The organism is Pseudomonas sp. W17, assembly GCF_040268305.1.
Classification (GTDB): Bacteria; Pseudomonadota; Gammaproteobacteria; order Pseudomonadales; family Pseudomonadaceae; genus Aquipseudomonas; species Aquipseudomonas protegens.
Map to the genome: position 1 here is coordinate 5,876,333 of NZ_CP158490.1, position 23,585 is coordinate 5,899,917.

The window sequence follows — 23,585 nt, forward strand, 5'->3', positions numbered from 1 at the left end:
CTCGATCCCCCCTGAGGGCCGCCTTCCATCAGGCTTCACCCCTTGTAAAACGGGCGCTGTGAAGATTTGTATCGATAGCAGGCTATGGTTCTCGGCCGACAGGCTCGCGTACACAAACTGACAGGCTCTCATTGAACCAGCGCGCCAGAATGCAGTCTGTTGCAGCGACTCAGCCGCCCCTCTGCGACCGCGGCACTGTGACAACATGTCGCACTTTTGCCGCACCTGCGCTTGCCGCAAATCACGGACTTTTCAGGTGCCGAATGAACGGCACAAAAAAGCCCCGGCCCTCCCATGGGGAGCCGGGGCTTTTACGGGCGAATCAGTAGGTTTTCTTGCGATTGCGCACCACACCCAGAGGCACCAGGATCACCGTCAGCACGAACGCCACCAGCGCCCACTGGGCCAGGGATAGACCGAGGATCGGCGGGTACGGCGTGGAGCAGAAACCGTCCACCTGAAAGCCCAGGGGGAAGATCTTGGCCAACGGCAGGCTGTCGACAATCGGCTGCAGTACATCGATGCCACAGCTCACCGAGGGGTAGAACTGGGTGTACACATGGTGCCCCGCCACGCCCGCGCCGGCGAGGGCGCAGATGACCACCAGGGTTTCCATGACCGTGACCCCACGTCGCGAACTCATGGCCGCGCCGATGAAGGCAAACAGTGCAATCAGCAGCAAGGCATAACGCTGCAGGATGCACAGCGGGCACGGCGCCTCGCCCAGCACCACCTGCATGTACAGGGCTCCGCCGATCAGTGCCAGGCAGATAATCCCCAGCAGCACCAGGAAACGCCGCTCGCGTCCCAAACCCAGTCTGTCGTCACTCATCCCTATTCCTTTTTCTGTTGTGTTCAGCCTGCCCCCGAGACCCGAGGCGGCAGACCGAGATTGTCTTCGATGAACCCGTCGATCGCGCGCAGGCCAATGCTCGCAGAGGCACACCCGGCTGCCGGGAAGTCTACACGTTGAACATGACCTTTGAATGCAGGGACGTACAGCGCCACTGCAACGCGGCTTCGGGCGCTTTGCCAGTGCGGACAATAGCGACAAGCAGGTTAAGAGTGGATTAACCGCCATACCAGATACGCCGAGAACAAAGGCGGTTTCGGGAAAATCAGCGAATGCCGGAGCGACATGAAACGAAGGGGGGAGAGAAAAGGCCGGCGCCCGTGGGGAGCCGGCCGGGGTGGTTATTCCAGGGCCGCTGCCGGACCGAAGAACTCATAGCGGCTCTGCTGCTCGGGAATGCCCAGGGCCTGAAGGTGACGCTTGATCGCGGCCATGAAACCCTTGGGCCCGAGGAAGTAGGCGTCCAGGTCGCGTTGCTCCGGCAGCCACTCGGCCAGTTGCTCGCGGGTCAGCATGCCCAGCTTGTCCGCCGCCGGGCTGACACCGTCATCCTCGGCGTAGCAATAGAAGCGCTTGAGCTGTGGATACCGCTGGGCCAGTTCATCGACCCAGTTGCGAAAGGCATGCACCTGGCCGTTGCGGGCGCAGTGGATGAAATGCACCGGACGCTCGGTGGCCAGCGCCGCCTCCAGCATCGGCAGGGTTGGAGTGATGCCCACCCCGCCGCTGATCAGCACCAGCGGTTTGTCGCTGGCCGCCAGGGTGAACTCCCCCGCAGGAGGGAACAGCATGACGCTGGTGCCCACCGGGCATTGGTCATGCAGGTAGTTGGAGGCCACGCCGCCGGTTTCGCGCTTGACGCTGATGCGGTACTGGCCCTGGTTGGAAAGTGCCGAGAGGGAGTAGTTACGACGGATTTCCTCGCCCCCTATAAAGAGCTGCAAACCGATGTACTGCCCCGGTTCAGCGGCGAGGATCGGCCCCTGGTCCAGCGGTTCGAAATAAAAGGAGGTGATTTCCGCGCTTTCTTCCACCCTCTGCACCAGCCGGAACTCACGGGCACCGCGCCAGCCGCCAGGCGCCTGGGCTTTCTCGTCGTAGATCGCCGCCTCGGCGCCAATCAGGATATCCGCCAGTTGGTTATAGGCGGCGGCCCAGGCATCGATCACTTCCTGGGTGGCGATCTCGCTGCCCAGCACTTCGGAAATGGCCCGCAGCAGGCAACCGCCAACGATGGGGTAATGTTCCGGAAGGATCTGCAAGGCGACGTGCTTGTTGATGATCTTGGCCACCAGGTCCCCCAACTGGTCCAGTTGGTCGATGTGCCGGGCATACATCAGAACACCATTGGCCAAGGCCCGGGGCTGATCGCCGCTGGCCTGATGCGCCTGGTTGAACAGTGGCCGCACTTGCGGGTACTCGGAGAGCATCATCCGGTAGAAGTGGGTAATCAGGGCTTCGCCGCCGCTTTCGAGCAGGGGCACGGTGGCTTTGATGATGGCACGATCTTGAACGCTTAGCATAAGGACAACTCCTGGACTTTATGACTGCTTGCAGGTTTCCTATGCCTAATCAGTTTCCATGCCAAAAATAAATACATTAAATATCAATAAGTTAAAATAAATATAGTCATAAAGACACTCTGTCTTTTATAGTCATTAGGACACCATGGAGTCATTATGACTGCAAAATCCCTGCTCACCGCCCTGCTTCCCCTGGTCACCGACCTGTCCCGCGAACTGCCCGAAGGCGAGCGCTATCGCCGCCTGCTGGAAGCTCTGCGCGCCCTGCTGCCCTGCGATGCCACCGCACTGCTGCGCCTGGATGGCGAGTGGCTGGTGCCCCTGGCGGTCAACGGCTTGAGCACCGACACCCTGGGCCGCCGCTTCAAGGTCAGCGAGCATCCGCGCTTCGCCGCCCTGCTCAGCAGCCCGGGCCCGACCCGCTTTGCCAGCGACAGCGACTTGCCCGACCCCTACGACGGCCTGGTGGAGGGGCTCGATGATCACCTGGAAGTGCATGACTGCATGGGCTGCCCGCTGTTCGTCGACGAGCGCCCCTGGGGCCTGCTGACACTCGATGCCCTGGACCCGCAGCGCTTCGAACCCATCGAGCTGGATGCCCTGCAAGCCTTCGCCAGCCTCGCCGCCGCAACGGTCAGCGCCGCCCAGCGCATCGAACGCCTGGCCCAGCGCGCCGAAAACGAGCACCAGCGGGCCGAGGTCTATCGCCAGGCCAGTGGGCAGAACCGCGAGATGATCGGCCAGAGCAAGGCCCACAAACGCTTGCTGGAGGAAATCAAGCTGGTGGGCGGCAGCGACCTGACGGTGCTGATCACCGGAGAAACCGGCGTCGGCAAGGAACTGGTCGCCCAGGCTATCCACGCGGCTTCGCCCCGGGCCGAGCAGCCGATCATCAGCCTCAACTGCGCGGCCCTGCCCGACACCCTGGTGGAGAGCGAGCTGTTCGGCCACGTGCGCGGCGCCTTCACCGGGGCCACCCAGGATCGCCGGGGAAAATTCGAACTGGCCAATGGCGGCACGCTGTTTCTCGATGAAGTGGGCGAGTTGTCGCTGACAGTGCAGGCCAAACTGCTGCGGGTGCTGCAAAGCGGCCAACTGCAACGCCTGGGGTCGGACCAGGAGCATCGGGTCGACGTGCGCCTGATTGCCGCCACCAACCGCGATCTGGCGGAAGAAGTGCGCAACGGCCGCTATCGTGCCGACTTCTACCACCGTCTCAGCGTCTACCCCCTGCGGGTGCCGGCACTGCGCGAGCGCGGCCGCGATGTGCTGCTGCTCAGTGGCTACTTCCTGGAACAGAACCGCTCGCGCATGGGCCTGGGCAGCCTGCGCCTGAGCGTTGAGGCGCAACAGGCGCTGCTGGCCTACCACTGGCCGGGCAACGTTCGCGAGCTGGAGCACTTGATCGGGCGCAGCGCTCTGAAAGCGCTGGGCAACCACCCCGAGCGACCGAAGATCCTCAGCCTGGATGCCGGCGATCTGGACCTGCCCCGGGCCAGCGAAAGAACCAGCGCCCCCGTCGAGCCTGCTGTTGCAACCCAGGCCATGCCAGCGGTCGCCGGCGACCTGCGCCAGGCCACCGACCACTACCAGCGCCAACTGATCAGCAGTTGCCTGGAGCGGCACCAGCACAACTGGGCCAGCGCCGCCCGTGAGCTAGGCTTGGACAGGGCCAACCTGAGCCGCCTGGCCAAGCGCCTGGGCCTCCGGTAAACGCCAGCGCCGACAAAGCGCCCCGCCCCTCTGCAGGAGCCGGCTTGCCGGCCAGGGTCGCGCCGCCGACGGAAAGCGGGAACACCGCTAAAGCCAGCCCTGAACACGTCGATAACCCGTTATCAATGGTTGTCCGTGGCCCGTGCCACGAGCCAATTTTCTCCAGAGAAGGTTTTTATGTCCTCCAACAAAGCCCGCGCAGATTCGCTATCGCTTCTGCTGTTTACCTTGCGCAGCGGCAAGCTGATGGCAATCAACCTGCTTAAAGTCAGTGAGATCATTCCCTGCCCGCCGCTGACCAAGCTGCCCGAATCCCACCCCCACGTGAAAGGCATCGCCACCCTGCGGGGCAACTCGCTGTCGGTGATCGACCTCAGCCGGGCCATCGGCGAGCGGCCCCTGGCCGACCCCGACAGCGGCTGCCTGATCGTCACTGACGTCAGCCGCTCCAAACAGGGCCTGCACGTGCAGGCCGTGAGCAAGATCGTGCATTGCCTGACCACCGATATCCGTCCACCGCCCTTCGGTTCCGGCGGCCTCAAGTCCTACATCACCGGGGTGACCCAAGTGGACGGCACCCTGGTGCAGGTACTGGATATCGAGAAAGTGATCCATGGCATCGCCCCGGCCCAGATCGAGATGGCGCCCACCGAGCTGAGCATGGAAGACGCCGAAGCCCTGGGCAACGCGCGGATCCTGGTGGTGGACGACAGCCAGGTGGCACTGCAGCAATCGGTACACACCTTGCGCAACCTCGGCCTGCAATGCCACACCGCCCGCAGCGCCAAGGAAGCCATCGACTGCCTGCTGGAACTGCAAGGCACAGCCAACGAGATCAACCTGATTGTCTCGGACATCGAGATGTCGGAGATGGACGGCTACGCCCTGACCCGCACCCTGCGGGAAACCCCGGACTTCGCCCACCTCTACGTGCTGCTGCACACCTCCCTGGACAGCGCCATGAACAGCGAGAAAGCCCGTGTGGCTGGTGCCAACGCCGTGCTCACCAAGTTTTCCTCGCCAGAACTGACCCGCTGCCTGATCGACGCAGCCAAGACCATTGCCACCCAGGGCGCCTGAGGCATGAGCCAGATCCACTGTTTGTTGATGCGCCGCGATCTCACTGCCCCTTTGGCAGCGCCGCAGTGGCCTGCCGGCATCACTGTGCACAACTACAGCCCCGAGCATGCGCAGGCTGTGCATCAGTTGATGCATCTGGGCTACCAGGACGGTGGCGGCGACGTCCCGGTGCTGGACAACTGGCGCCAGGCCTTCGAGAGCGATGCAGAATACGACCCCGAACTGTGCCTGGTGGCCCGGGATGCCGAAGGTGTGATCGGCGTCGCCCAGTGCTGGACCAGCGCCTACATCAAGGACCTGGTGGTACACCCACGCGCGCGCGGCCAGGGCCTGGGGCGCGCCTTGCTGCAACAAGCCTTCATCCTGTTCGCCGAACGCCGGGAAGGCTGCGTCGATCTGCGGGTACTGGAAGGCAACCTGGGGGCCCGGCACCTCTACGAAAGCGTCGGCATGTACATCGTGCGTCACGAAACCCTCGACTGATCCGCCGGTCACTATCCTGTAGCCGCCGCCAAAGGCTGCGAACGGCCGGATCAGCCCCGGCGATCCCAAAGCCCCTCCACCCCAAGGAGCCGCCCCCATGAACGCCAAGACTCTGTGCCTGCTCTGCCTGGCCACCCTCACCGGCCAGGCCAGCGCCTCCAGCGACGATGCCTGGGCCGCCCTGGAGCAGACCATCCGAATCAGCTGTACCCAGGCCAGCGGCCTGCAAAACCCCAAACCCGTGGGAACCATCGCGCAATTTCCCGACCAGGTCGGCGTCAGCGCCCTGCTGCTGCAAGGCCGCTACCCGCAGAAACACATGCGCGGCCAATCGGGCATCGAACTGTGCCTGTACAACAGGCAGACCGGCCAGGCTGCGGTGAGCGAGTGGGACTCGATCCGGCCGGCCCTCAAGGCCCGGTGAATGGCGCATAACTTGCTTCGGCATGGACCCGGGTAGCGTCCATGACGGTTTTCCCACCTGACTCCTGTTGATCCACAAGGCGCTTCGTGCAATGAACACTCAGTTTTCCTGCGTCGGCTGCGGCAAATGCTGCAACGATCACCACGTGCCCCTGACCCTACTGGAAGCCCGCGACTGGGCGGCCGACGGCGGCCAGGTGATCATTCTGGTGGAAGCCTTCCTTGGCAATGGCCTGGGGCTGCCGATGCAGCAGCGCGAGCACGCCGAACGCCGTTCCTGCCGGGTCCGCAGTGGCGCCACTGAAGCCTATGTGGCAATCACCTTCGCCGCCTACAACGTCGGCCCCTGCCGGAATCTTGACGAAGACCAGCTGTGCCGCATCTACCAGCGCCGGCCACTGGTGTGCCGCATCTACCCCATGGAAATCAATCCGCACATTCCCCTCAACCCGCAGGCCAAGGAATGCCCGCCGGAATCCTGGGAACAGGGCCCGCAACTGATTCTGGGGAATGAACTGGTGGATCAGGAGCTGGCCGAGCTGATCCGCCGCTCGCGCCAGGCCGACCGTGACGACATCCACACCAAGGAAGCCATTTGCGCCTTGCTGGGCATTCGCACCACAGCGCTCAAGGGCGACGGTTTCACCGCTTACCTGCCGGACATGGGCGCCCTGGCTAACGCCATCGACCAGGTCCAGGCTGCACCACCCGGAGCACCGGGCCAGCCCTGGCGCTTTCACCTGTCCGGAGACGATATCGCCGGTCAGGTCCAGGCCGCCGGTGCCCAGGTGGTCAGTGAAACGCCTCTGGACTACGCCTTCATTTCCCTGCGCGCCGCCTGAGCCGCGGACAATGGCGGGGCGGCGAACAGCCCTAGCCGCGCTTGTGCCAGAACTCCAGGGCCAGTTGCCGCAAGTCCCCCGCCAGCCCGGCCACGTCGCCTGAGTTGACGTGGCTGAGCTGGCCGGCACTGACGGTCGCCTCACAGGCATTGCGAATGCCGATGATGTTGCGGTTGATGTCCTCGCTGACTGCGCTCTGTTCTTCCACCGCTGCGGCAATCTGCAAGCTCATATCGGTAATCTGGTTGACCCGCTGGCTGATGCCGTCCAGGGCCACCGCCGCGCGCTTGGCCTGATCGACACTGCTCTCCAGGTGCTGGCTGCTGTGCTGCATGGCCTCCACCGCATTGCGCGCGCCCATTTGCAGGGTGCTGATCATGCGCTGGATCTCGTTGGTGGAATCCTGGGTGCGCTGGGCCAGCCCGCGCACTTCATCGGCGACCACGGCAAAACCCCGGCCCTGCTCCCCGGCCCGCGCCGCCTCGATTGCCGCATTCAGGGCCAGCAGGTTGGTCTGCTCGGCGATGCTGCGGATCACCTCCAGCACCCCGGAAATGTCGGTGCTATGGCTTTCCAGTTGATGGATGACCTCGGTGGCCCGCTCCAGCTCGCTGGCCAGGCGCAGCACCGCACTGCGGCTTTCGCCCACCAGCAGGTGGCCCTCACGGGTTTCGCTTTCCGCCTGGTCCGCCGCCACCGAGGCCTGCTGGGCATGGGTGGCGACCTCGGCGACGCTGGCCGCCATCTGGTGAATGGCCGCCGCCACCTGATCGGTTTCCGCATGCTGTTCCAGGGTGCTGTTGTGGCTGCTGTGCAGATGCTCCACCAGTTCCGCGGCATGCCCCTCCAGGCGCTGGGACGCATCACCGATGCGCCCCACTACCGCGCCCACCTGGGCTTCGAGCATCTGCAGGGCGAACTCGATGCGCCCGAACTCGTCGGTACGGCCGGTGTAGATGCCCTGGCTCAAGGGGTTGTCACCGATCTGCCGGGCGCGCTCGGCCAATCGATCCAGTGGCCGCGCTTGCACGCCGACCGCCGTCAGGCTCAGGCACCACCCCATGGCCATCACGGCCCCCTGGACCATCCAGGATTCGGGCAGCAGCCACACTGAAACGCCGTAGCTGCCGATAAAGCCGGCGCTGATGGAGGCCCAGAGACGCAACCGCAGGCTGATCACCGGCAACAGGCTCCACCACGAGGGGCCGACACCGTTGAGCTGGGCATAGGCCCGCTCCGCCGCCTCGATCTGACGGACGCTGGGTTTGGTGCGCACCGACTGGTATTCCACCGCCTGGCCATCGCGGGTCACGGGCGTGACATAGGCACTGACCCAATAGTGATCGCCGTTCTTGCAACGGTTCTTCACCATGCCCATCCACGAACGGCCGCGCTTGAGGGTGCGCCACATGTGGGCGAAGGCCGCGGAGGGCATGTCCGGGTGGCGCAACAGGTTATGCGGCGAGCCCAGCAACTCCTCACGGCTGTAGCCACTGATCTTGATGAAATCAGGGTTGGCGTAGGTGATCGCGCTAGTCAGATCAGTGGTCGAAAGGATATTCGCATCAGGGGCAAAGTCCACGTTTCGCCCAGTAACCGGAAGGTTGATCTTCATGGATAGCGCGCTCGTATGTGTTGGGTGGAGTCGGCAGGGCTGCTGACTCTAAGCGCACTGATGCCACAAATACTGATCCAGCTCAGGTTTAAAGCAATTAGCCATCATTGCGATTAAAAAAGCGCAAATCGGGATTTTTTCTGCGAATGTCGGCGATATCAGCGTTTACCCATGGAGCGACGGGTGCCGGGAGGCGCTGCGCCGGGGGTCTTGGTGTGTCCGTTGCTGGCACCATTTTTGTACCAGGGCTGCTGGGCATTCTTGGCAGGAGCAAACTCGGAAGGCTTGAAGGGAAACTTGAACGCCGGGATCGCCGCTGTGCTCGGGGTTTCGGTAGCGGTTGCGTCAGCGGCCGGGTCGACGTTCAGGGCGTCATCCGCAGCGGGTTGTGCAGGGGAAGTCATGGAAACTCCAGGAGAGAAAGGAAATCCGCGCCGGGGTGCAGGCCGCAGTGGGCGCCAGTATACCTGTGCGCCAGCCATCTTTGATCGGGGCCCACCGGGAGTTTTCTGACAGCGCTGACAGCTGGCCGTCACGGTGCTGACCGGGTTGTCGGGCTATAACTGTGCCCAGATCATGGCCATCCTTCCGACATCATTGCCCGGCGCGCTCTCCCCATGTCCATTGCCAAGAAAACAGTCGTGACCGCAGCGGTACTCGTGGTGCTCATCGCCGGTGTCGCGTGGTTCCTGAACAAGCCCGCCACCGCCAGGCTGGCCGCGCCCACGGCAATTCCGGTACGGGTGGTCAGCGTGCATCAGCAGGATGTGCCGCGTTACGCCAGCGGCATCGGCACGGTGCTGTCGCTGCACAGCGTGGTGATTCGCCCACAGGTGGATGGCATCCTGACCCGGCTGCTGGTCAAGGAGGGGCAACTGGTCAAGACCGGCGACCTGCTGGCGACCATCGATGATCGTTCGATACGCGCCAACCTCGATCAGGCCCGGGCCCAGCTGGCGCAGAACCAGGCCCAGTTGCAGGTGGCCCAGATCAACCTCAAGCGCTACAAGCTGCTGTCGGTGGATGACGGCATCTCGAAGCAGACCTATGACCAGCAAGTGGCCCTGGTCAATCAGCTCAACGCCACGGCCCAGGGTAACCAGGCTGCCATTGATGCCGCTCAGGTACAGCTTTCCTACACTCAGATCCGCTCTCCCGTCAGCGGCCGGGTGGGGATTCGTACCGTTGATGAAGGCAACTTCCTGCGCATGAGCGATACCCAGGGCCTGTTCTCGGTGACCCAGATCGACCCGATTGCCGTGGAGTTTTCCCTGCCCCAGCAAATGCTGCCAACCCTGCAGCAACTGATCCGCGCCCAGGACCCGGCGGCGGTCAAGGCCTTCCTCGGCGCTGACAGCAATAGCGCCGGGGCCCTGCTGGGCAACGGCCACCTGACCCTGATCGACAACCAGATCAACGCCGGGACCGGCACCATCCGCGCCAAGGCGGAGTTCAGCAACGCCCAGCAGCAGCTGTGGCCCGGGCAACTGGTGACGGTGAAAATCCAGACCGCCCTGGACCAGAACGCCCTCACCGTACCGCCGACCGTAGTCCAGCGCGGCCTGGACCAGCACTTCGTGTACCGGGTCAAGGGCCAGCAGGTGGAAGTCGTGCCGGTGCAGGTGGTGTATCAGGACAGCGGGTTGAACATCATCTCCGGGGTCCAGGCTGGCGATGTGCTGGTCAGTGACGGCCAGTCGCGGCTCAAGCCCGGCTCCCAGGTCCAGGTACTGAGCGATCCACCCCAGGTGGTACAGGCGACGGAGCCCCAGCCATGAAGGGCCATGGCTCGGTGTCCGCCTGGTGCATCGACCATCCGGTCGCCACCGTCCTACTGACCTTCGCCCTGGTACTGTTGGGCGCCATTGCCTTCCCGCGCCTGCCGGTGGCTCCGCTGCCAGAGGCCGAGTTCCCGACCATCCAGGTGTCCGCCGCCCTGCCCGGTGCCAGCCCGGACACCATGGCCTCTTCCGTGGCCACGCCCCTGGAGGTGCAATTCAGCGCCATTCCCGGCATGACCCAGATGACCTCCAGCAGCGCCCTGGGCTCGTCCCTGCTGACCCTGCAGTTCACCTTGAACAAGAGCATCGACACCGCCGCCCAGGAAGTGCAGGCGGCGATCAACACCGCCGCTGGCAAGTTGCCCAAGGACATGCCCACCCTGCCCACCTGGAAGAAGGTCAACCCGGCGGACAGCCCGGTGCTGATCCTCAGCATCAGTTCGACGCAGATGCCCGGCACCGAGCTGAGTGACTACGCGGAAACCCTGCTGGCCCGACAGATCAGCCAGATCGACGGGGTCGGCCAGATCAACATCACCGGCCAGCAGCGCCCGGCGATCCGGGTCCAGGCTTCGGCGGACAAACTGGCGGCCATCGGCCTGACCCTGGCCGACATCCGCCTGGCGATCCAGCAGACCAGCCTCAACCTGGCCAAGGGTGCACTGTACGGCGAGTCGAGCATCTCCACCCTGTCCACCAACGACCAGTTGTTCCACCCCGAGGAATACGGCCAGTTGATCGTTTCCTACAAAGACGGTGCCCCCGTGCACTTGCAGGATGTGGCGCGGGTAGTCAACGGCTCCGAAGATGCCTACGTCCAGGCCTGGTCCGGTGACCAACCGGGGGTCAACCTGGTGATCTCGCGCCAGCCCGGGGCCAATATCGTCGAGACCGTGGACCGCATCCAGGCTGCCCTGCCAGGCCTGGAGGCCATGCTCCCGGCCTCGGTGCAGGTCAAGGTGCTGGTGGACCGGACCCAGACCATCCGCGCCTCATTGCACGAAGTGGAGATCACCCTGCTGATCGCCGTGCTGCTGGTGGTGGCGGTGATGGCGCTGTTCCTGCGCCAGTGGTCGGCAACGCTGATCGTCTCGGCGGTGCTGGGCGTGTCCCTGACCGCCAGTTTCGCCTTGATGTACGTGCTGGGCTTCAGCCTGAACAACCTGACCCTGGTGGCCATTGTCGTGGCCGTGGGCTTTGTGGTGGATGACGCCATCGTCGTAGTGGAGAACATCCACCGCCACCTGGAAGCCGGCGACGGCATGCGCGAGGCGGCAATCAAGGGCGCCGGCGAGATCGGCTTCACCGTGGTCTCCATCAGCTTCTCCCTGGTGGCGGCGTTCATTCCCCTGCTGTTCATGGGCGGCGTGGTGGGCCGGCTGTTCAAGGAGTTCGCCCTGACCGCCACCTCAACCATCATGATTTCGGTGGTGGTCTCGCTGACCCTGGCCCCCACCCTGGCGGCCCTGTTCATGCGCGCGCCGGTGCACCCGGCCCATGCCAAGCCGGGCTTCGGCGAGCGCCTGCTGGCGGTCTACGAGCGCGGCCTGCGCAAGGCCCTGGCCCACCAGAAACTGATGCTGGGGATCTTCGGCCTGACCCTGAGCATGGCCATTGCCGGCTATATCCTGATCCCCAAGGGCTTCTTCCCCGTGCAGGACACCGGCTTCGTGCTCGGTACTACCGAGGCTGCGGCGGACATTTCCTACCCGGACATGGTGAAAAAGCACCAGGCGCTGGCCGAGATCGTCGCCGCCGACCCGGCAGTGCAGGCCTTCTCCCACTCCGTGGGGGTCTCGGGCAGCAACCAGACCATCGCCAACGGCCGCTTCTGGATTTCCCTCAAGAACCGTGGCGACCGGGACGTGTCTGCCAGTGCCTTCATCGACCGCATCCGCCCGCAACTGATGAAGGTGCCCGGCATTGTCCTGTACCTGCGGGCCGGCCAGGACATCAACCTCAGCTCTGGTCCCAGCCGCGCCCAGTACCAGTACGTACTGAAAAGCAACGACGGCCCGACCCTGAGCACCTGGACCCAGCGCCTGACGGAAAAGCTGCGCAGCAACCCGGCCTTCCGTGACATCTCCAACGATCTGCAACTGGGCGGCAGCATCACCCACATCCATATCGATCGCACGGCTGCCGCGCGTTTCGGCCTTACCGCCAGCGATGTCGACGAAGCACTGTACGACGCCTTCGGCCAGCGCCAGATCAACGAGTTCCAGACCGAGATCAACCAGTACAACGTGATCCTTGAACTCGACACCCAGCAACGGGGCAAGGCCGAGAGCCTCAACTACTTCTACCTGCGCTCGCCGCTGACCGCAGAAATGGTCCCGCTCTCTGCCCTGGCGCGCTTCGATGCGCCCACCATCGGCCCGCTGTCGATTGCCCACGACGGCATGTTCCCGGCGGCCAACCTGTCCTTCAACCTGGCCCCCGGCGTGGCCCTGGGCGATGCGGTCATCCTGCTAAACCAGGCCAAGAGCGAGATCGGCATGCCAACGGCCATCAGCGGCAATTTCCAGGGCGCGGCCCAAGCCTTCCAGAGCTCGCTGGCCAGCCAGCCGTACCTGATCCTGGCGGCACTGGTGGCGGTGTACATCATTCTCGGGGTGCTGTACGAAAGCTTCGTGCATCCCTTGACCATCATTTCCACCCTGCCCTCGGCCGGGCTGGGCGCCTTGCTGATGCTCTGGCTGTGCGGCCAGGACTTTTCCATCATGGCGCTGATCGGCCTGGTGCTACTGATCGGCATCGTCAAGAAGAACGGCATCCTGATGATCGACTTTGCCCTGGAAGCCCAGCGCCATGGCGGCCTGCCTCCCGAGGAGGCGATCTACCAGGCCTGCATCACCCGCTTCCGGCCGATCATCATGACCACCCTGGCCGCCCTGCTCGGTGCCCTGCCACTGATGCTCGGCTACGGCGCCGGTGCCGAACTGCGCCAGCCCCTGGGAATTGCCGTGGTGGGCGGCCTGCTGGTCAGCCAGGCCCTGACGCTGTTCACCACGCCGGTCATATACTTGTGGCTTGAGCGGCTGTTCCACCGGCCCCAGCCGGATCTGTTGCCGGCCACCACTACCTGAGGCGGGTCATGCGCGTTCTGATTATCGAAGACGAAGAAAAAACGGCCGATTACCTGCACCGTGGGTTGACCGAGCAAGGCTACACCGTCGACCTGGCCCGGGACGGCGTCGAAGGCCTGCACATGGCTCTGGAGGGCGACTATGCCGTGATAGTGCTGGATGTGATGCTGCCCGGCCTGGATGGCTTTGGCGTATTGCGAGCACTGCGTGCGCGCAAGCAGACCCCGGTGATCATGCTCACCGCCCGCGAACGCGTGGAAGACCGCATCAAGGGCCTGCGCGATGGCGCCGACGACTACCTGGGCAAGCCCTTCTCCTTCCTTGAACTGGTGGCCCGCCTGCAAGCCCTGACCCGTCGCAGCGGTGGGCATGAGCCGGTGCAGATCAGCATCGCCGACCTGTGGATCGACCTGATCAGCCGCAAGGCTAGCCGTGCCGGCAGCCGCCTGGACCTGACCGCCAAGGAGTTTTCCCTGCTCAGCGTGCTGGCCCGGCGCCAGGGCGAGATCCTGTCCAAGACCGCCATCGCGGAAATGGTCTGGGATATCAATTTCGACAGCGACGCGAATGTCGTCGAAGTGGCGATCAAGCGCCTGCGGGCCAAGCTCGACGGCCCCTTCGAACAGAAACTGCTGCACACCATCCGTGGCATGGGCTATGTGCTGGAGAGCCGCGGTGCCGAGTAACTCCATTGCCCTGCGCCTGAGCGGGCTGTTCACTCTGGTGGCGCTGCTGATCTTCCTGCTAATTGGCGGGGCCCTCTACCAGCAGGTGGACAAGGGCCTGGGGCTGCTACCGGAAGCCGAACTGGATGCGCGCTACAGCGTGCTGGAGTCGGCCCTGACCCGCTACGGCAACCCCGAGCACTGGGCCAAGAGCAACGCCAAGCTCAAGCTGCTGAGCGAGGAAGACAAGCGCATCCGCTTCTGGGCCATCAGCGGCGACCCCGGCTATGAATACGGCAGCCCCGACGCGCAGATCCGCGAATTCGCCCAAGGTCCCCTGGGCATGCGTGACCTGAACCTGAGCGATCACCCCTATCCGCTGAAAGTCCTGGTCAGCCAGTTGCCGGCCAAGGAACAGCGCCCGGCCCTGCGCTTTCTGATAGCCATCGACACCGACACCTTCCACCAGACCCAGCATCAGTTGCTGATGGCCCTGATCGGCCTGGCCATTGTCGGCGTGCTGCTGGCCTCGGCCCTGGGCTATTGGGTGGCGCGGATCGGCCTCAAGCCGCTGATCAAGCTCTCCCAGGAAGCCCAGCGCCTGGCACCGCCACGGCTGTCCGGGCGCCTGCAATTGTCGCCACTGCCGCCGGAACTGAAGCAGTTCGTCAATTCCTTCAACTCCACGTTGGAACGGGTCGAACACGCCTACTCGCGCCTGGAGTCGTTCAACGCCGATGTGGCCCACGAACTGCGCTCGCCCCTGACCAACCTGATCGGCCAGACCCAGGTCGCCCTGACCCGAGGGCGCTCGGCGGAGCATTACTTCGAGGTACTGCAATCGAACCTTGAAGAGCTGGAACGGCTGCGTTCGATCATCAACGACATGCTGTTCCTGGCCAGTGCCGACCAGGGCAGCAAGGCCACCAAGCTCACCACCAGTTCCCTGGCGGCGGAAGTGGCAACGACCCTGGACTACCTGGACTTCATCCTCGAAGACGCCCAGGTCAGGGTCGAGGTCCAGGGCGATGCCCAGGTGCGGATCGAGGTTGCCCACCTGCGCCGGGCCCTGATCAACCTGCTGAGCAACGCGGTGCAGCACACCGCAGCCGGGGAAGTGATCCAGGTGCGGATCGAGGTCCAGGAACACCAGGTGGCGATCGCCGTCAGCAACCCGGGGCAGGACATTGCCAGTGAACACCTGCCACGGCTGTTCGAGCGTTTCTACCGGGTGGATGCCTCGCGCAGCAACAGCGGTGCCAATCACGGCCTGGGGCTGGCCATCGTCAAGGCCATCGCCCTGATGCATGGCGGCGATGTGTTCGTGCGCAGTGACCGGGGCATCAATACCTTCGGCCTGTACCTGCCTCTCTGACTCGGGATTCTCGGATTCTCGGATTCTCGGATTCTCGGATTCTGTAGGAGCCGGCTTGCCGGCGAAGGCGTCAACACATCCGGCGCAAGGCGATAGGACGCGCTCGCTGGCAAGCCAGCTCCTACTATTGTTTTTTTTGTAACAGTCCTTATCCTGTTCGGCTCTTTTTCCAGCAGCCACGTGGTTATATTTTTGTCGCACCGAATTGAACTTGCTCTGCAAGAAGGTCTTCAGAAATGTCCAACAGTATGGGTATCGCCAGCGCGTTCGTTTTGTCTTCCCTGTTCGTGGCACCAATGGCCATGGCCGAAGAATCCCAGGGATTCGTGGCAAGAAATGCCGCACGCGCCGCCGCTTTCGAACAAGCCCAGATCGCCCAGGCAGCCCAGCAGCAAAACACTCAGCAAGCCCAGAAGATCACTGCCAAGCAAAGCAAGAGCGACACTCAGAAAGACAGTTGATCCTAGCTTTCGACTTGTTTCCCTCGACAACTTCTCTGCTTTCAACCCGGGAGTAAGTTGTCTTAAAGCCGCTGAGTTCAGCGGCTTTTTTTTGCCGTATAGAAACCCTCGGCACACTCGTCATACCCAGAACAAGAAACACCCGAATTCACAATAAGAAGCCATTGTCGTCCACCAAAGGAGCTAAACGTTGTTCAAGACCTCACTGAAGATCAGCCCCCTGTTCATTGCAATCGCCGCAACGATCCCGACACTCGGGCAAGCCGCCGAAGAAACCAAGGCCGAGGGTTTTGTCGAGGGTTCGAGCCTCAAGCTCAACGCCCGCAACTACTACATGAACCGCAACCGCCTGCAGCAGAACAAAGACAACATCGAATGGGGCCAGGGTTTTCTCGGCGTCTTCGAGTCGGGCTACACCCAGGGCACCGTGGGTTTCGGCCTTGATGCCAACGCCATGCTCGGCCTCAAGCTGGACGGTGGTGGCGGCACCACCAAGTCGAGCATCCTGCCTATCAGCGACGATGGCCGGCACAAGGCACCCGGCTCGTTCTCCACCGCCGGCGCCACCTTGAAAATGCGGGCCTTCGATACCGAGCTCAAGGCTGGCGACCTGTTCCTCAACAACCCGGTGATCGCCGGCGGCATGAGCCGCATGCTGCCCCAGACCTTCCGCGGCGTGAGCCTGACCAACCACAGCTTCGACGGCTGGTTGATCGAGGGCGGCCAGGCCAGCTTCACCAAGCCGTACAACCAGAGCGGACACAAACGCATCGGTACTTCCTACGGCAGCCTGCGCGAGGGCGACGAGAGCCTGCACCTGAACTGGGCCGGCGTGGCCTGGAGCGGCGTGCCAGGGCTGACCAGCAGCCTCTACGCGTCCGAACTCAAGGACATCTGGAACCAGTACTACTACGACCTGGACTACACCTACGCGGTCAATGAACTGGTCAGCCTCAACCCGGGCCTGCACTTCTATCACACTCAGGACACCGGCCAGGCGCTGCTGGGCAACATCGACAACAACACCTACAGCCTGCACTTCACCGTCGGCGTGGGTAACCATAGCGTCACCGCGGCCTATCAGCGGGTCAACGGCAACACACCGTTCGACTACATCGCCCAGGGCGACAGCATCTACCTGGACAACTCCCAGCAGTATTCGGACTTCAACGGCCCCAACGAGCGTTCGTGGAAGCTCAAGTACGCCTATGACTTTGCCGGTCTTGGCCTGCCGGGCCTGACTTCGGCGCTGTCCTACTCGCGCGGCGAGCTGGACCTGACCAAGGTCGATCCGGCCAGCCGCGGCTATGCCAGCTGGTACAGCGCCGACGGCAAGAACGCCAAGCACTGGGAGCGCGACCTGGACCTCAAGTACGTGGTGCAGGGCGGCAGCGCCAAGGACCTCGCCGTACGCCTGCAGTGGGCCACCAACCGTGGCGGCAACGGCTACGGCGCGCTGGACAACGACACCGACGAATACCGGGTGATCGTCGACTACCCGATCAACGTCTTCTAAGCCGCCCAAACAAAAAGACCAGCATGTTTTGCTGGTCTTTTTTTTATCGGAGATTTATACAAGCGCGCAGGCGTGACCGATTTCTGTAGCCCACGTCCACACTAGACTCAAAACTGTCGACGCAGCAGAAATCAAAATCATGAACGTGAGTAGTGCGACACCCCGCACAGGGAAGATCGCGTCAAATACCGAGCGCCTGCTGATCCTCTCCAGCTCGCTGATCGTTGTAGCCATTCTCGGCATCGTCACCTACCTGTTGATCCGCGAACACGCCGCTGCCGAACAGGCTGCCACACGTGCCGCCAACAACATCGTGCAACTGATCGACGCCGATGTATTGCGCAACGTCGAGCTCTACGACCTGTCTCTCAAGGGACTGATCGGTGCCGCGCAACGTGACGATCTGAAGGATGTTTCGGCGTCCATACGTCACCTGGCGCTGTTCGACCGGGCCACCGCAGCGCCCTACAAGGGCGACATCCTGCTGCTGGACAGGCACGGCGACGTGCTGGCCGACTCGGCCTCGGTCGTGCCGCGCACGGGCAACTACGCCGATCGCGAGTACTTTCGATCGCACATCGACAATCCGGACCCGAGGATGATGATCAGCCCGCCGTTCCGCGCGCGCACCGCCGATCACGACTGGCGGATCAGCTTCAGCCGCCGGCTCAGCGACGAGCATGGCCAGTTCATCGGGGTGGCCGAAGCGGCCATGCGCCTGAGCTACTTCAACGAGCTGTTCAGAAATCTGGATATCGGTCGCAACGGTACGATCAACCTGGTGAGCCGCGACGGCGTTCTGCTGGCCCAGCAACCACCGCTGGCAGACGACCTGATAGGCAAGAACTTCAGCAGCCGCCCCAACTTCGTCCGCATTCTGCGTGAAGGCAACGGCAGCTTCAGCAGCGTCTCCAGCGTTGATCAGAAGCAGCGGCTGTACACCTTTTCCCAGGTCGGCGATCTGCCCCTGATCGTGATTGTCGCGCTGTCCATCGACGAGGTCTTCGGAGCCTGGCAACGCACCGCGGTGCTGATCAGCGGCGCCACTGGCGCCCTCTGCATCGCCCTGTTCTGGCTGACCTGGCAGCTGTGCCGCGAACTGCGGCGCCGGCAGAGCGCCGAGCAGGAACTGGCGCGCCTGGCAGCCGTCGATGCCCTCACCGGCCTGGCCAATCGCCGTACCCTGGACCAGGTGCTGGACAACGAATGGTCGCGGGCCCGGCGCGCCAACCTGCCGTTGTCGCTATTGATGGTCGATGTCGATCACTTCAAATCCTTCAACGACCGCTTCGGCCATCCGCTGGGGGACCAGGCCTTGCGTGCGGTGGCACAGAGCATTGGCGCCTGCGTCGGGCGCCCATCGGACCTGGCGGCGCGCTATGGTGGCGAGGAGTTTGCGGTCATCCTGCCGGGAACCGACAGTGCCGGCGCCGCCGTACTCGCCGAGAAGATCCGCACCAGCATCGCCGCCTTGCCGGCCATCAGCGAACACGCCGCGCCGCTGACCGTGAGCATTGGCATCAACACCTGGTCGGGTAACCTCGATATCGGTCTTGAACAGTGGGTGAGCGACGCCGACAAGGCGCTGTATCAAGCCAAGTACAGCGGGCGCAACCGGGTGGTTTCCAACATGTCCCGGGGCGGCTCCAAGCGCGGCGCTTGAAACCGCAGGCATAAAAAAAGGCCATCCGGGGGGATGGCCTTCAAAAACAAAAGGAAAGAGAGAGTGACTTACACGGCCGCAACCGGACGCATGTAAGAGATCGGTGCAGTGCTGGCATCTTCGAAGGTCACGACTTCCCAGGCATCTTTCTGCTCAATCAACTTGCGCAGTAGCTGGTTGTTCAGTGCATGGCCCGACTTGAAGCCTTTGAACTCACCTATCAGGCTGTTGCCCAGCAGGTAGAGGTCGCCAATTGCATCCAGGATCTTGTGCTTGACGAATTCGTCTTCGTAGCGAAGACCGTCTTCATTCAGTACGCCATCCGAATCGACCACAATTGCGTTTTCCACGCTGCCGCCGAGTGCGAGGTTGTGCTTGCGCAGGTACTCGATATCACTCATGAAACCAAAGGTACGGGCGCGGCTGACTTCTTTTACAAACGAAGTGCTGGAGAAGTCCACGCTTGCACTCTGGGTGCGGTCACGGAAAACCGGGTGATCGAAATCGATCTCGAAGCTCACTTTAAAACCATCGAAAGGCACGAAAGTGGCGCGCTTGTCGCCGTCTTCCACGGTCACTTCACGAAGGATGCGGATGAACTTTTTAGCTGCGTCCTGTTCTTCGAGGCCAGCAGATTGAATCAGGAATACGAAGGGTCCGGCACTGCCATCCATGATCGGGACTTCAGACGCGGAGAGCTCGACGTAGGCGTTATCGATGCCCAGGCCAGCCATGGCCGAGAGCAAGTGCTCCACCGTGTCCACTTTGACGTCACCGTTGACCAGAGTGGTCGACATCGTGGTTTCGCCAACATTTTCCGCGCGAGCAGGAATCTGCACCACAGGGTCCAGGTCGGCACGACAAAACACAATGCCGGTGTCGACAGGCGCAGGCTTGAGGGTCAGGTATACCTTCTCCCCGGAATGCAGGCCTACACCTGTGGCACGGATAATATTCTTCAGGGTGCGTTGTTTAATCATGGCTTGGGCCGCTTCAGCGCAAATTGCGAACTGGTATCAACAAAGGCTGGCGATAATAGCAGACCATGCCTTTGCTGAACACCAATCACCCTAATACCCCTGATGCATTCCATCAATCGGCCTGACGACGCAGGAATGCCGGGATGTCCAGGTAGTCCAGATCATCTTGCGGATTCAGCTTCGCCGCGGTCGCCGCGTTCGACTGCGCCTGATTGCGCATGACGGTCGGACGGTCCAGGTCACGGTAGTTCACCGACGGCAGTTCCTGGCGAGCAGGGGCTGGCGCTTGGGACTGGGCGGACATGGAAGTCTGGACGGTGTTGTCGATGACCTTCACAGGCTTCTCGATTTTTGCGCCCAGGCCGGTGGCCACTACGGTTACATGCAGCTCGTCACGCATGTCCGGATCGATAACGGTACCGACCTTGACCATGGCGTGTTCGGAAGCGAAGGCCTCGATGATGCTACCCACGTCGGAGTACTCGCCCAGGGACAAGTCAGGACCGGCGGTGATGTTCACCAGGATGCCGCGTGCGCCTTCCAGGTTCACGTCTTCCAGCAGCGGGTTGCGGATCGCCGCTTCAGTGGCTTCACGTGCACGGTTCGGACCGCTGGCGCAGCCAGTGCCCATCATCGCCATGCCCATTTCGCTCATCACGGTACGTACGTCGGCGAAGTCGACGTTGATCATGCCCGGACGCTTGATGATGTCGGAAATACCGCGAACGGCACCGGCCAACACGTCGTCCGCCTTGGCGAAAGCCGACAGCAGGCTGGCGTCCTTGCCGAGGATGGTCAGCAGTTTCTCGTTGGGGATGGTGATCAACGAGTCGACGCTTTCGCTCAGCGCGCGGATGCCCTCATCGGCGATCTGCATGCGCTTGCGGCCTTCGAACGGGAACGGACGGGTCACCACCGCAACGGTGAGAATGCCCATTTCCTTGGCCACTTCAGCAATGATCGGCGCCGCACCGGTACCGGTACCGCCGCCCATGCCGGTGGTGATGAACACCATGTTGGTGCCCGCCAGTACTTCAGCGATACGCTCACGGTCTTCCAGGGCGGCTTGACGGCCGACTTCCGGATTGGCACCCGCACCCAGGCCCTTGGTCACGCCGGTACCCAGTTGCAGGATGGTCCGCGCGCCGATGTTTTTCAGCGCTTGAGCATCAGTGTTGGCGCAGATGAACTCGACGCCTTCGATGTTGCTCTTGACCATGTGATTGACCGCGTTGCCGCCGCCACCGCCAACACCGATAACCTTGATTACCGGACTTTGCGGGATGTTGTCTACGAGTTCGAACATTTTCCCTCTCCTTTCATTTCTCTAGTTTTTCGCCTACTGCCTACTGCTTTGAAACGGTGTTGCGGTAAATCTTTAGAAGTTGCCCTGCACCCAGCTCTTGATGCGATCGAGCAGTGCCGCCTTGGGCTCGTCGCTGCTGTAGCTGTCGCGGCTGCCGATGCCGGAGAACGAGATGCCGTCGGACTGTTTCTGCAGCCCATACAGCAGCAAGCCGACACCGGTGGAATAGATCGGGTTGCGCACCACGTCGGACAGGCCCTTGACACTGTGGGGTACGCCCAGGCGAACCGGCATGTGGAAAATTTCCTCGGCCAGTTCCACCGCGCCTTCCATCTTCGAAGTGCCGCCAGTGAGCACGATGCCCGCCGGGATCAGGTCTTCGTAGCCACTGCGGCGCAGTTCGGCCTGGATCAGGGTGAACAGTTCGTCGTAACGCGGTTCGACCACCTCGGCCAGGGCCTGGCGCGACAGTTCGCGCGGTGGGCGGTCGCCAACGCTTGGCACCTTGATGGTTTCGCCGGCACCGGCCAGCTTGGCCAGGGCGCAGGCGTAACGGATCTTGATTTCCTCGGCGTACTGGGTCGGGGTACGCAGGGCCATGGCGATGTCGTTGGTCACCTGGTCGCCGGCAATCGGAATCACCGCGGTGTGGCGGATCGCGCCTTCGGTGAAGATCGCCATGTCGGTGGTGCCGCCGCCGATGTCCACCAGGCACACGCCCAGCTCTTTCTCGTCGTCAGTGAGCACCGAGTAGGCCGAAGCCAGTTGTTCGAGGATGATGTCGTCGATTTCCAGGCCGCAGCGGCGCACGCATTTTTCGATATTCTGCGCGGCATTCACTGCACAGGTGACCACGTGCACCTTGGCTTCCAGGCGTACGCCGGACATGCCCAGGGGTTCACGCACGCCTTCCTGGTTGTCGATCACGTAATCCTGCGGCAGGGTGTGCAGAACCCGCTGGTCAGCCGGGATCGCCACGGCCTGGGCAGCGTCGAGGACCCGCTCCAGGTCCGCCGAGCTGACTTCACGGTCGCGAATCGCCACGATGCCGTGGGAGTTCAGGCTGCGGATGTGATTGCCCGCCACACCGACGAACGCCGAGTGGATACGGCAGCCCGCCATCAGTTGCGCCTCTTCCACCGCACGCTGGATCGACTGCACGGTGGACTCGATATTCACCACCACGCCCTTCTTCAGGCCACGGGAAGGATGGGTGCCGATGCCGACGATTTCCAGCGAGCCATCGGCCGCGACTTCGCCCACCAGCGCCACAACCTTGGAGGTACCGATATCCAGGCCGACGATCATTTTGCCGCTTTGCACATTTGCCATGGTCCTGCCTCTTCTTAATTCTTCGCGACGGCAGGTTGCGCCGTCGTGGGTGCCGCCGGATCGCGCCAGCCAACGGCCAGGCCGTTGGCGTAGCGCAGATCGATGCGCGCGATGTTCGTGATCTGTTCTTTCAGCGTTTTTTCATAAATGGCAATGAAGCGGCGCATCTTCTCCACCAGGTGATCGCGGCCCAGGAGCAGTTCGATACCCGGGCCGGCACTGCCGGCGCCGGTGGTCAGGAACCAGCTGCCGCGCTCGCGCAGCTCCAGACGGGCGATCGAAAAGCCCAGCGGCCGCAGCATCTGGCTCAACACCTGATACTGCTGCATCACTTGCTGCTGGGCCCGCTGCGGCCCGAACAACTGCGGCAAGTGCTCATAGTTCGCCAGTTCACGCGGGGTGAAGGCCTGGCCCTGGTTGTTCAACAGCGCCTCGTCGCCCCAGCGGGCCACCGGCAGTTGTTCTTCCAGGCGAATCACCACTTGGTCCGGCCACACCCGACGTACCTCGGCGTGGGCGATCCAGGGCATCTGCTCCAGCTCGGTGCGCATGCTCGCCAGGTCGATGGTGAAGAAGCTCGCCGCGACATAAGGCGCGATCCGCTGCTGCACCGCCTGCTGGCTGATGTAGCTCAAGTCCCCCTGCACCGCGATCTTGGTGATCGGGCGGTCGGCGTACGGCAGCAGGCGCTGGGCCCCTTCATAGGTGCCAAACCCCAGAGCCACCAGCAGCACCGGCCAGAACAGGCTTTTCAGAAAGCCGAAGTTGGCTTTCGGCAGGCGCGCCGACATCGGCTCTTTGGCCACCATTCGGCTGGCACCCCGCGGCACCGGCTTGCGGCCGGGTGCGGGTTGCTGATGACGAAGCGACGCGCCTTGCATGGAC

Annotated in this window: 20 protein-coding genes; 12 read left to right on the top strand and 8 right to left on the bottom strand. The window is 63.0% G+C overall.

The window, feature by feature from the left end:
• Positions 1-322: 322 nt before the first annotated feature.
• Together ABCR88_RS26930 and hmpA are read right to left on the bottom strand one after the other, a co-directional pair.
• Entirely contained in the window at positions 323-832 is a 510-nt protein-coding gene (locus ABCR88_RS26930; protein WP_011063288.1) for a disulfide bond formation protein B, read from the bottom strand.
• Positions 833-1,194: 362 nt separating this feature from the next.
• Entirely contained in the window at positions 1,195-2,376 is a 1,182-nt protein-coding gene (hmpA, locus tag ABCR88_RS26935) for an NO-inducible flavohemoprotein (protein ID WP_041119774.1), read from the bottom strand.
• Positions 2,377-2,532: 156 nt separating this feature from the next.
• On the opposite strand from hmpA, the gene norR reads away from it, so the two are divergent.
• From norR to ABCR88_RS26960, 5 genes are all read left to right on the top strand, one after another.
• Positions 2,533-4,089 carry a nitric oxide reductase transcriptional regulator NorR gene (gene norR / locus ABCR88_RS26940; RefSeq protein WP_015636917.1) on the top strand — a complete coding sequence of 519 codons (1,557 nt, stop codon included), beginning with the start codon at positions 2,533-2,535 and terminating at the stop codon, positions 4,087-4,089.
• Between the two features lie 177 nt (positions 4,090-4,266).
• Complete coding sequence (locus ABCR88_RS26945; protein ID WP_065365220.1) at positions 4,267-5,169, top strand: chemotaxis protein; 903 nt, start codon at positions 4,267-4,269, stop codon at positions 5,167-5,169.
• 3 nt (positions 5,170-5,172) lie between these two features.
• Complete coding sequence (locus ABCR88_RS26950; protein WP_041119777.1) at positions 5,173-5,652, top strand: GNAT family N-acetyltransferase; 480 nt, start codon at positions 5,173-5,175, stop codon at positions 5,650-5,652.
• Between the two features lie 97 nt (positions 5,653-5,749).
• Entirely contained in the window at positions 5,750-6,076 is a 327-nt protein-coding gene (locus tag ABCR88_RS26955; RefSeq protein ID WP_041119779.1) for a hypothetical protein, read from the top strand.
• Positions 6,077-6,167: 91 nt separating this feature from the next.
• Positions 6,168-6,917, top strand: coding sequence for a YkgJ family cysteine cluster protein (locus ABCR88_RS26960; protein WP_011063294.1), 750 nt, complete (start codon positions 6,168-6,170; stop codon positions 6,915-6,917).
• 31 nt (positions 6,918-6,948) lie between these two features.
• On the opposite strand, the gene ABCR88_RS26965 is transcribed toward ABCR88_RS26960, so the two are convergent.
• Together ABCR88_RS26965 and ABCR88_RS26970 are read right to left on the bottom strand one after the other, a co-directional pair.
• Positions 6,949-8,532, bottom strand: coding sequence for a PAS domain-containing methyl-accepting chemotaxis protein (locus tag ABCR88_RS26965; RefSeq protein WP_350403692.1), 1,584 nt, complete (start codon positions 8,530-8,532; stop codon positions 6,949-6,951).
• Between the two features lie 158 nt (positions 8,533-8,690).
• The gene (locus ABCR88_RS26970; protein WP_041119782.1) at positions 8,691-8,936 is read right to left on the bottom strand and encodes a hypothetical protein; all 246 of its coding nucleotides are present in this window, start codon (positions 8,934-8,936) and stop codon (positions 8,691-8,693) included.
• Positions 8,937-9,149: 213 nt separating this feature from the next.
• Here ABCR88_RS26970 and ABCR88_RS26975 point away from each other — a divergent pair, with 213 nt between their 5' ends.
• The 7 genes from ABCR88_RS26975 to ABCR88_RS27005 all read left to right on the top strand — a co-directional run bounded on the left by ABCR88_RS26975 (position 9,150) and on the right by ABCR88_RS27005 (position 19,082).
• Entirely contained in the window at positions 9,150-10,310 is a 1,161-nt protein-coding gene (locus ABCR88_RS26975) for an efflux RND transporter periplasmic adaptor subunit (protein ID WP_053153694.1), read from the top strand.
• Positions 10,307-13,402 carry a multidrug efflux RND transporter permease subunit gene (locus tag ABCR88_RS26980; protein ID WP_350403693.1) on the top strand — a complete coding sequence of 1,032 codons (3,096 nt, stop codon included), beginning with the start codon at positions 10,307-10,309 and terminating at the stop codon, positions 13,400-13,402. Before ABCR88_RS26975 ends, ABCR88_RS26980 begins: the two co-directional genes overlap by 4 nt.
• Positions 13,403-13,410: 8 nt before the next feature.
• The gene (locus tag ABCR88_RS26985) at positions 13,411-14,088 is read left to right on the top strand and encodes a heavy metal response regulator transcription factor (RefSeq protein WP_011063299.1); all 678 of its coding nucleotides are present in this window, start codon (positions 13,411-13,413) and stop codon (positions 14,086-14,088) included.
• A complete protein-coding gene (locus ABCR88_RS26990) occupies positions 14,078-15,442 on the top strand; it encodes a heavy metal sensor histidine kinase (protein WP_350403694.1) in 1,365 nt (454 codons plus the stop codon). The genes ABCR88_RS26985 and ABCR88_RS26990 overlap by 11 nt, the downstream gene beginning before the upstream one ends.
• A gap of 236 nt (positions 15,443-15,678) precedes the next feature.
• Positions 15,679-15,903, top strand: coding sequence for a hypothetical protein (locus ABCR88_RS26995; RefSeq protein WP_053153702.1), 225 nt, complete (start codon positions 15,679-15,681; stop codon positions 15,901-15,903).
• 190 nt (positions 15,904-16,093) lie between these two features.
• Complete coding sequence (locus ABCR88_RS27000) at positions 16,094-17,419, top strand: OprD family porin (RefSeq protein ID WP_053153705.1); 1,326 nt, start codon at positions 16,094-16,096, stop codon at positions 17,417-17,419.
• Positions 17,420-17,558: 139 nt separating this feature from the next.
• A complete protein-coding gene (locus ABCR88_RS27005; RefSeq protein WP_350403695.1) occupies positions 17,559-19,082 on the top strand; it encodes a diguanylate cyclase in 1,524 nt (507 codons plus the stop codon).
• 68 nt (positions 19,083-19,150) lie between these two features.
• Here ABCR88_RS27005 and lpxC read toward each other — a convergent pair whose 3' ends face one another.
• From lpxC to ABCR88_RS27025, 4 genes are all read right to left on the bottom strand, one after another.
• Entirely contained in the window at positions 19,151-20,062 is a 912-nt protein-coding gene (gene lpxC, locus ABCR88_RS27010) for a UDP-3-O-acyl-N-acetylglucosamine deacetylase (RefSeq protein ID WP_011063304.1), read from the bottom strand.
• A gap of 112 nt (positions 20,063-20,174) precedes the next feature.
• Complete coding sequence (ftsZ, locus tag ABCR88_RS27015) at positions 20,175-21,368, bottom strand: cell division protein FtsZ (protein WP_011063305.1); 1,194 nt, start codon at positions 21,366-21,368, stop codon at positions 20,175-20,177.
• Between the two features lie 72 nt (positions 21,369-21,440).
• Positions 21,441-22,700, bottom strand: a complete 1,260-nt coding sequence (gene ftsA, locus ABCR88_RS27020) for a cell division protein FtsA (protein ID WP_011063306.1) — start codon at positions 22,698-22,700, stop codon at positions 21,441-21,443.
• A 14-nt stretch (positions 22,701-22,714) separates the two neighbouring features.
• Positions 22,715-23,581, bottom strand: coding sequence for a cell division protein FtsQ/DivIB (locus ABCR88_RS27025; protein ID WP_015636926.1), 867 nt, complete (start codon positions 23,579-23,581; stop codon positions 22,715-22,717).
• Between the last annotated feature and the right edge of the window lie 4 nt (positions 23,582-23,585).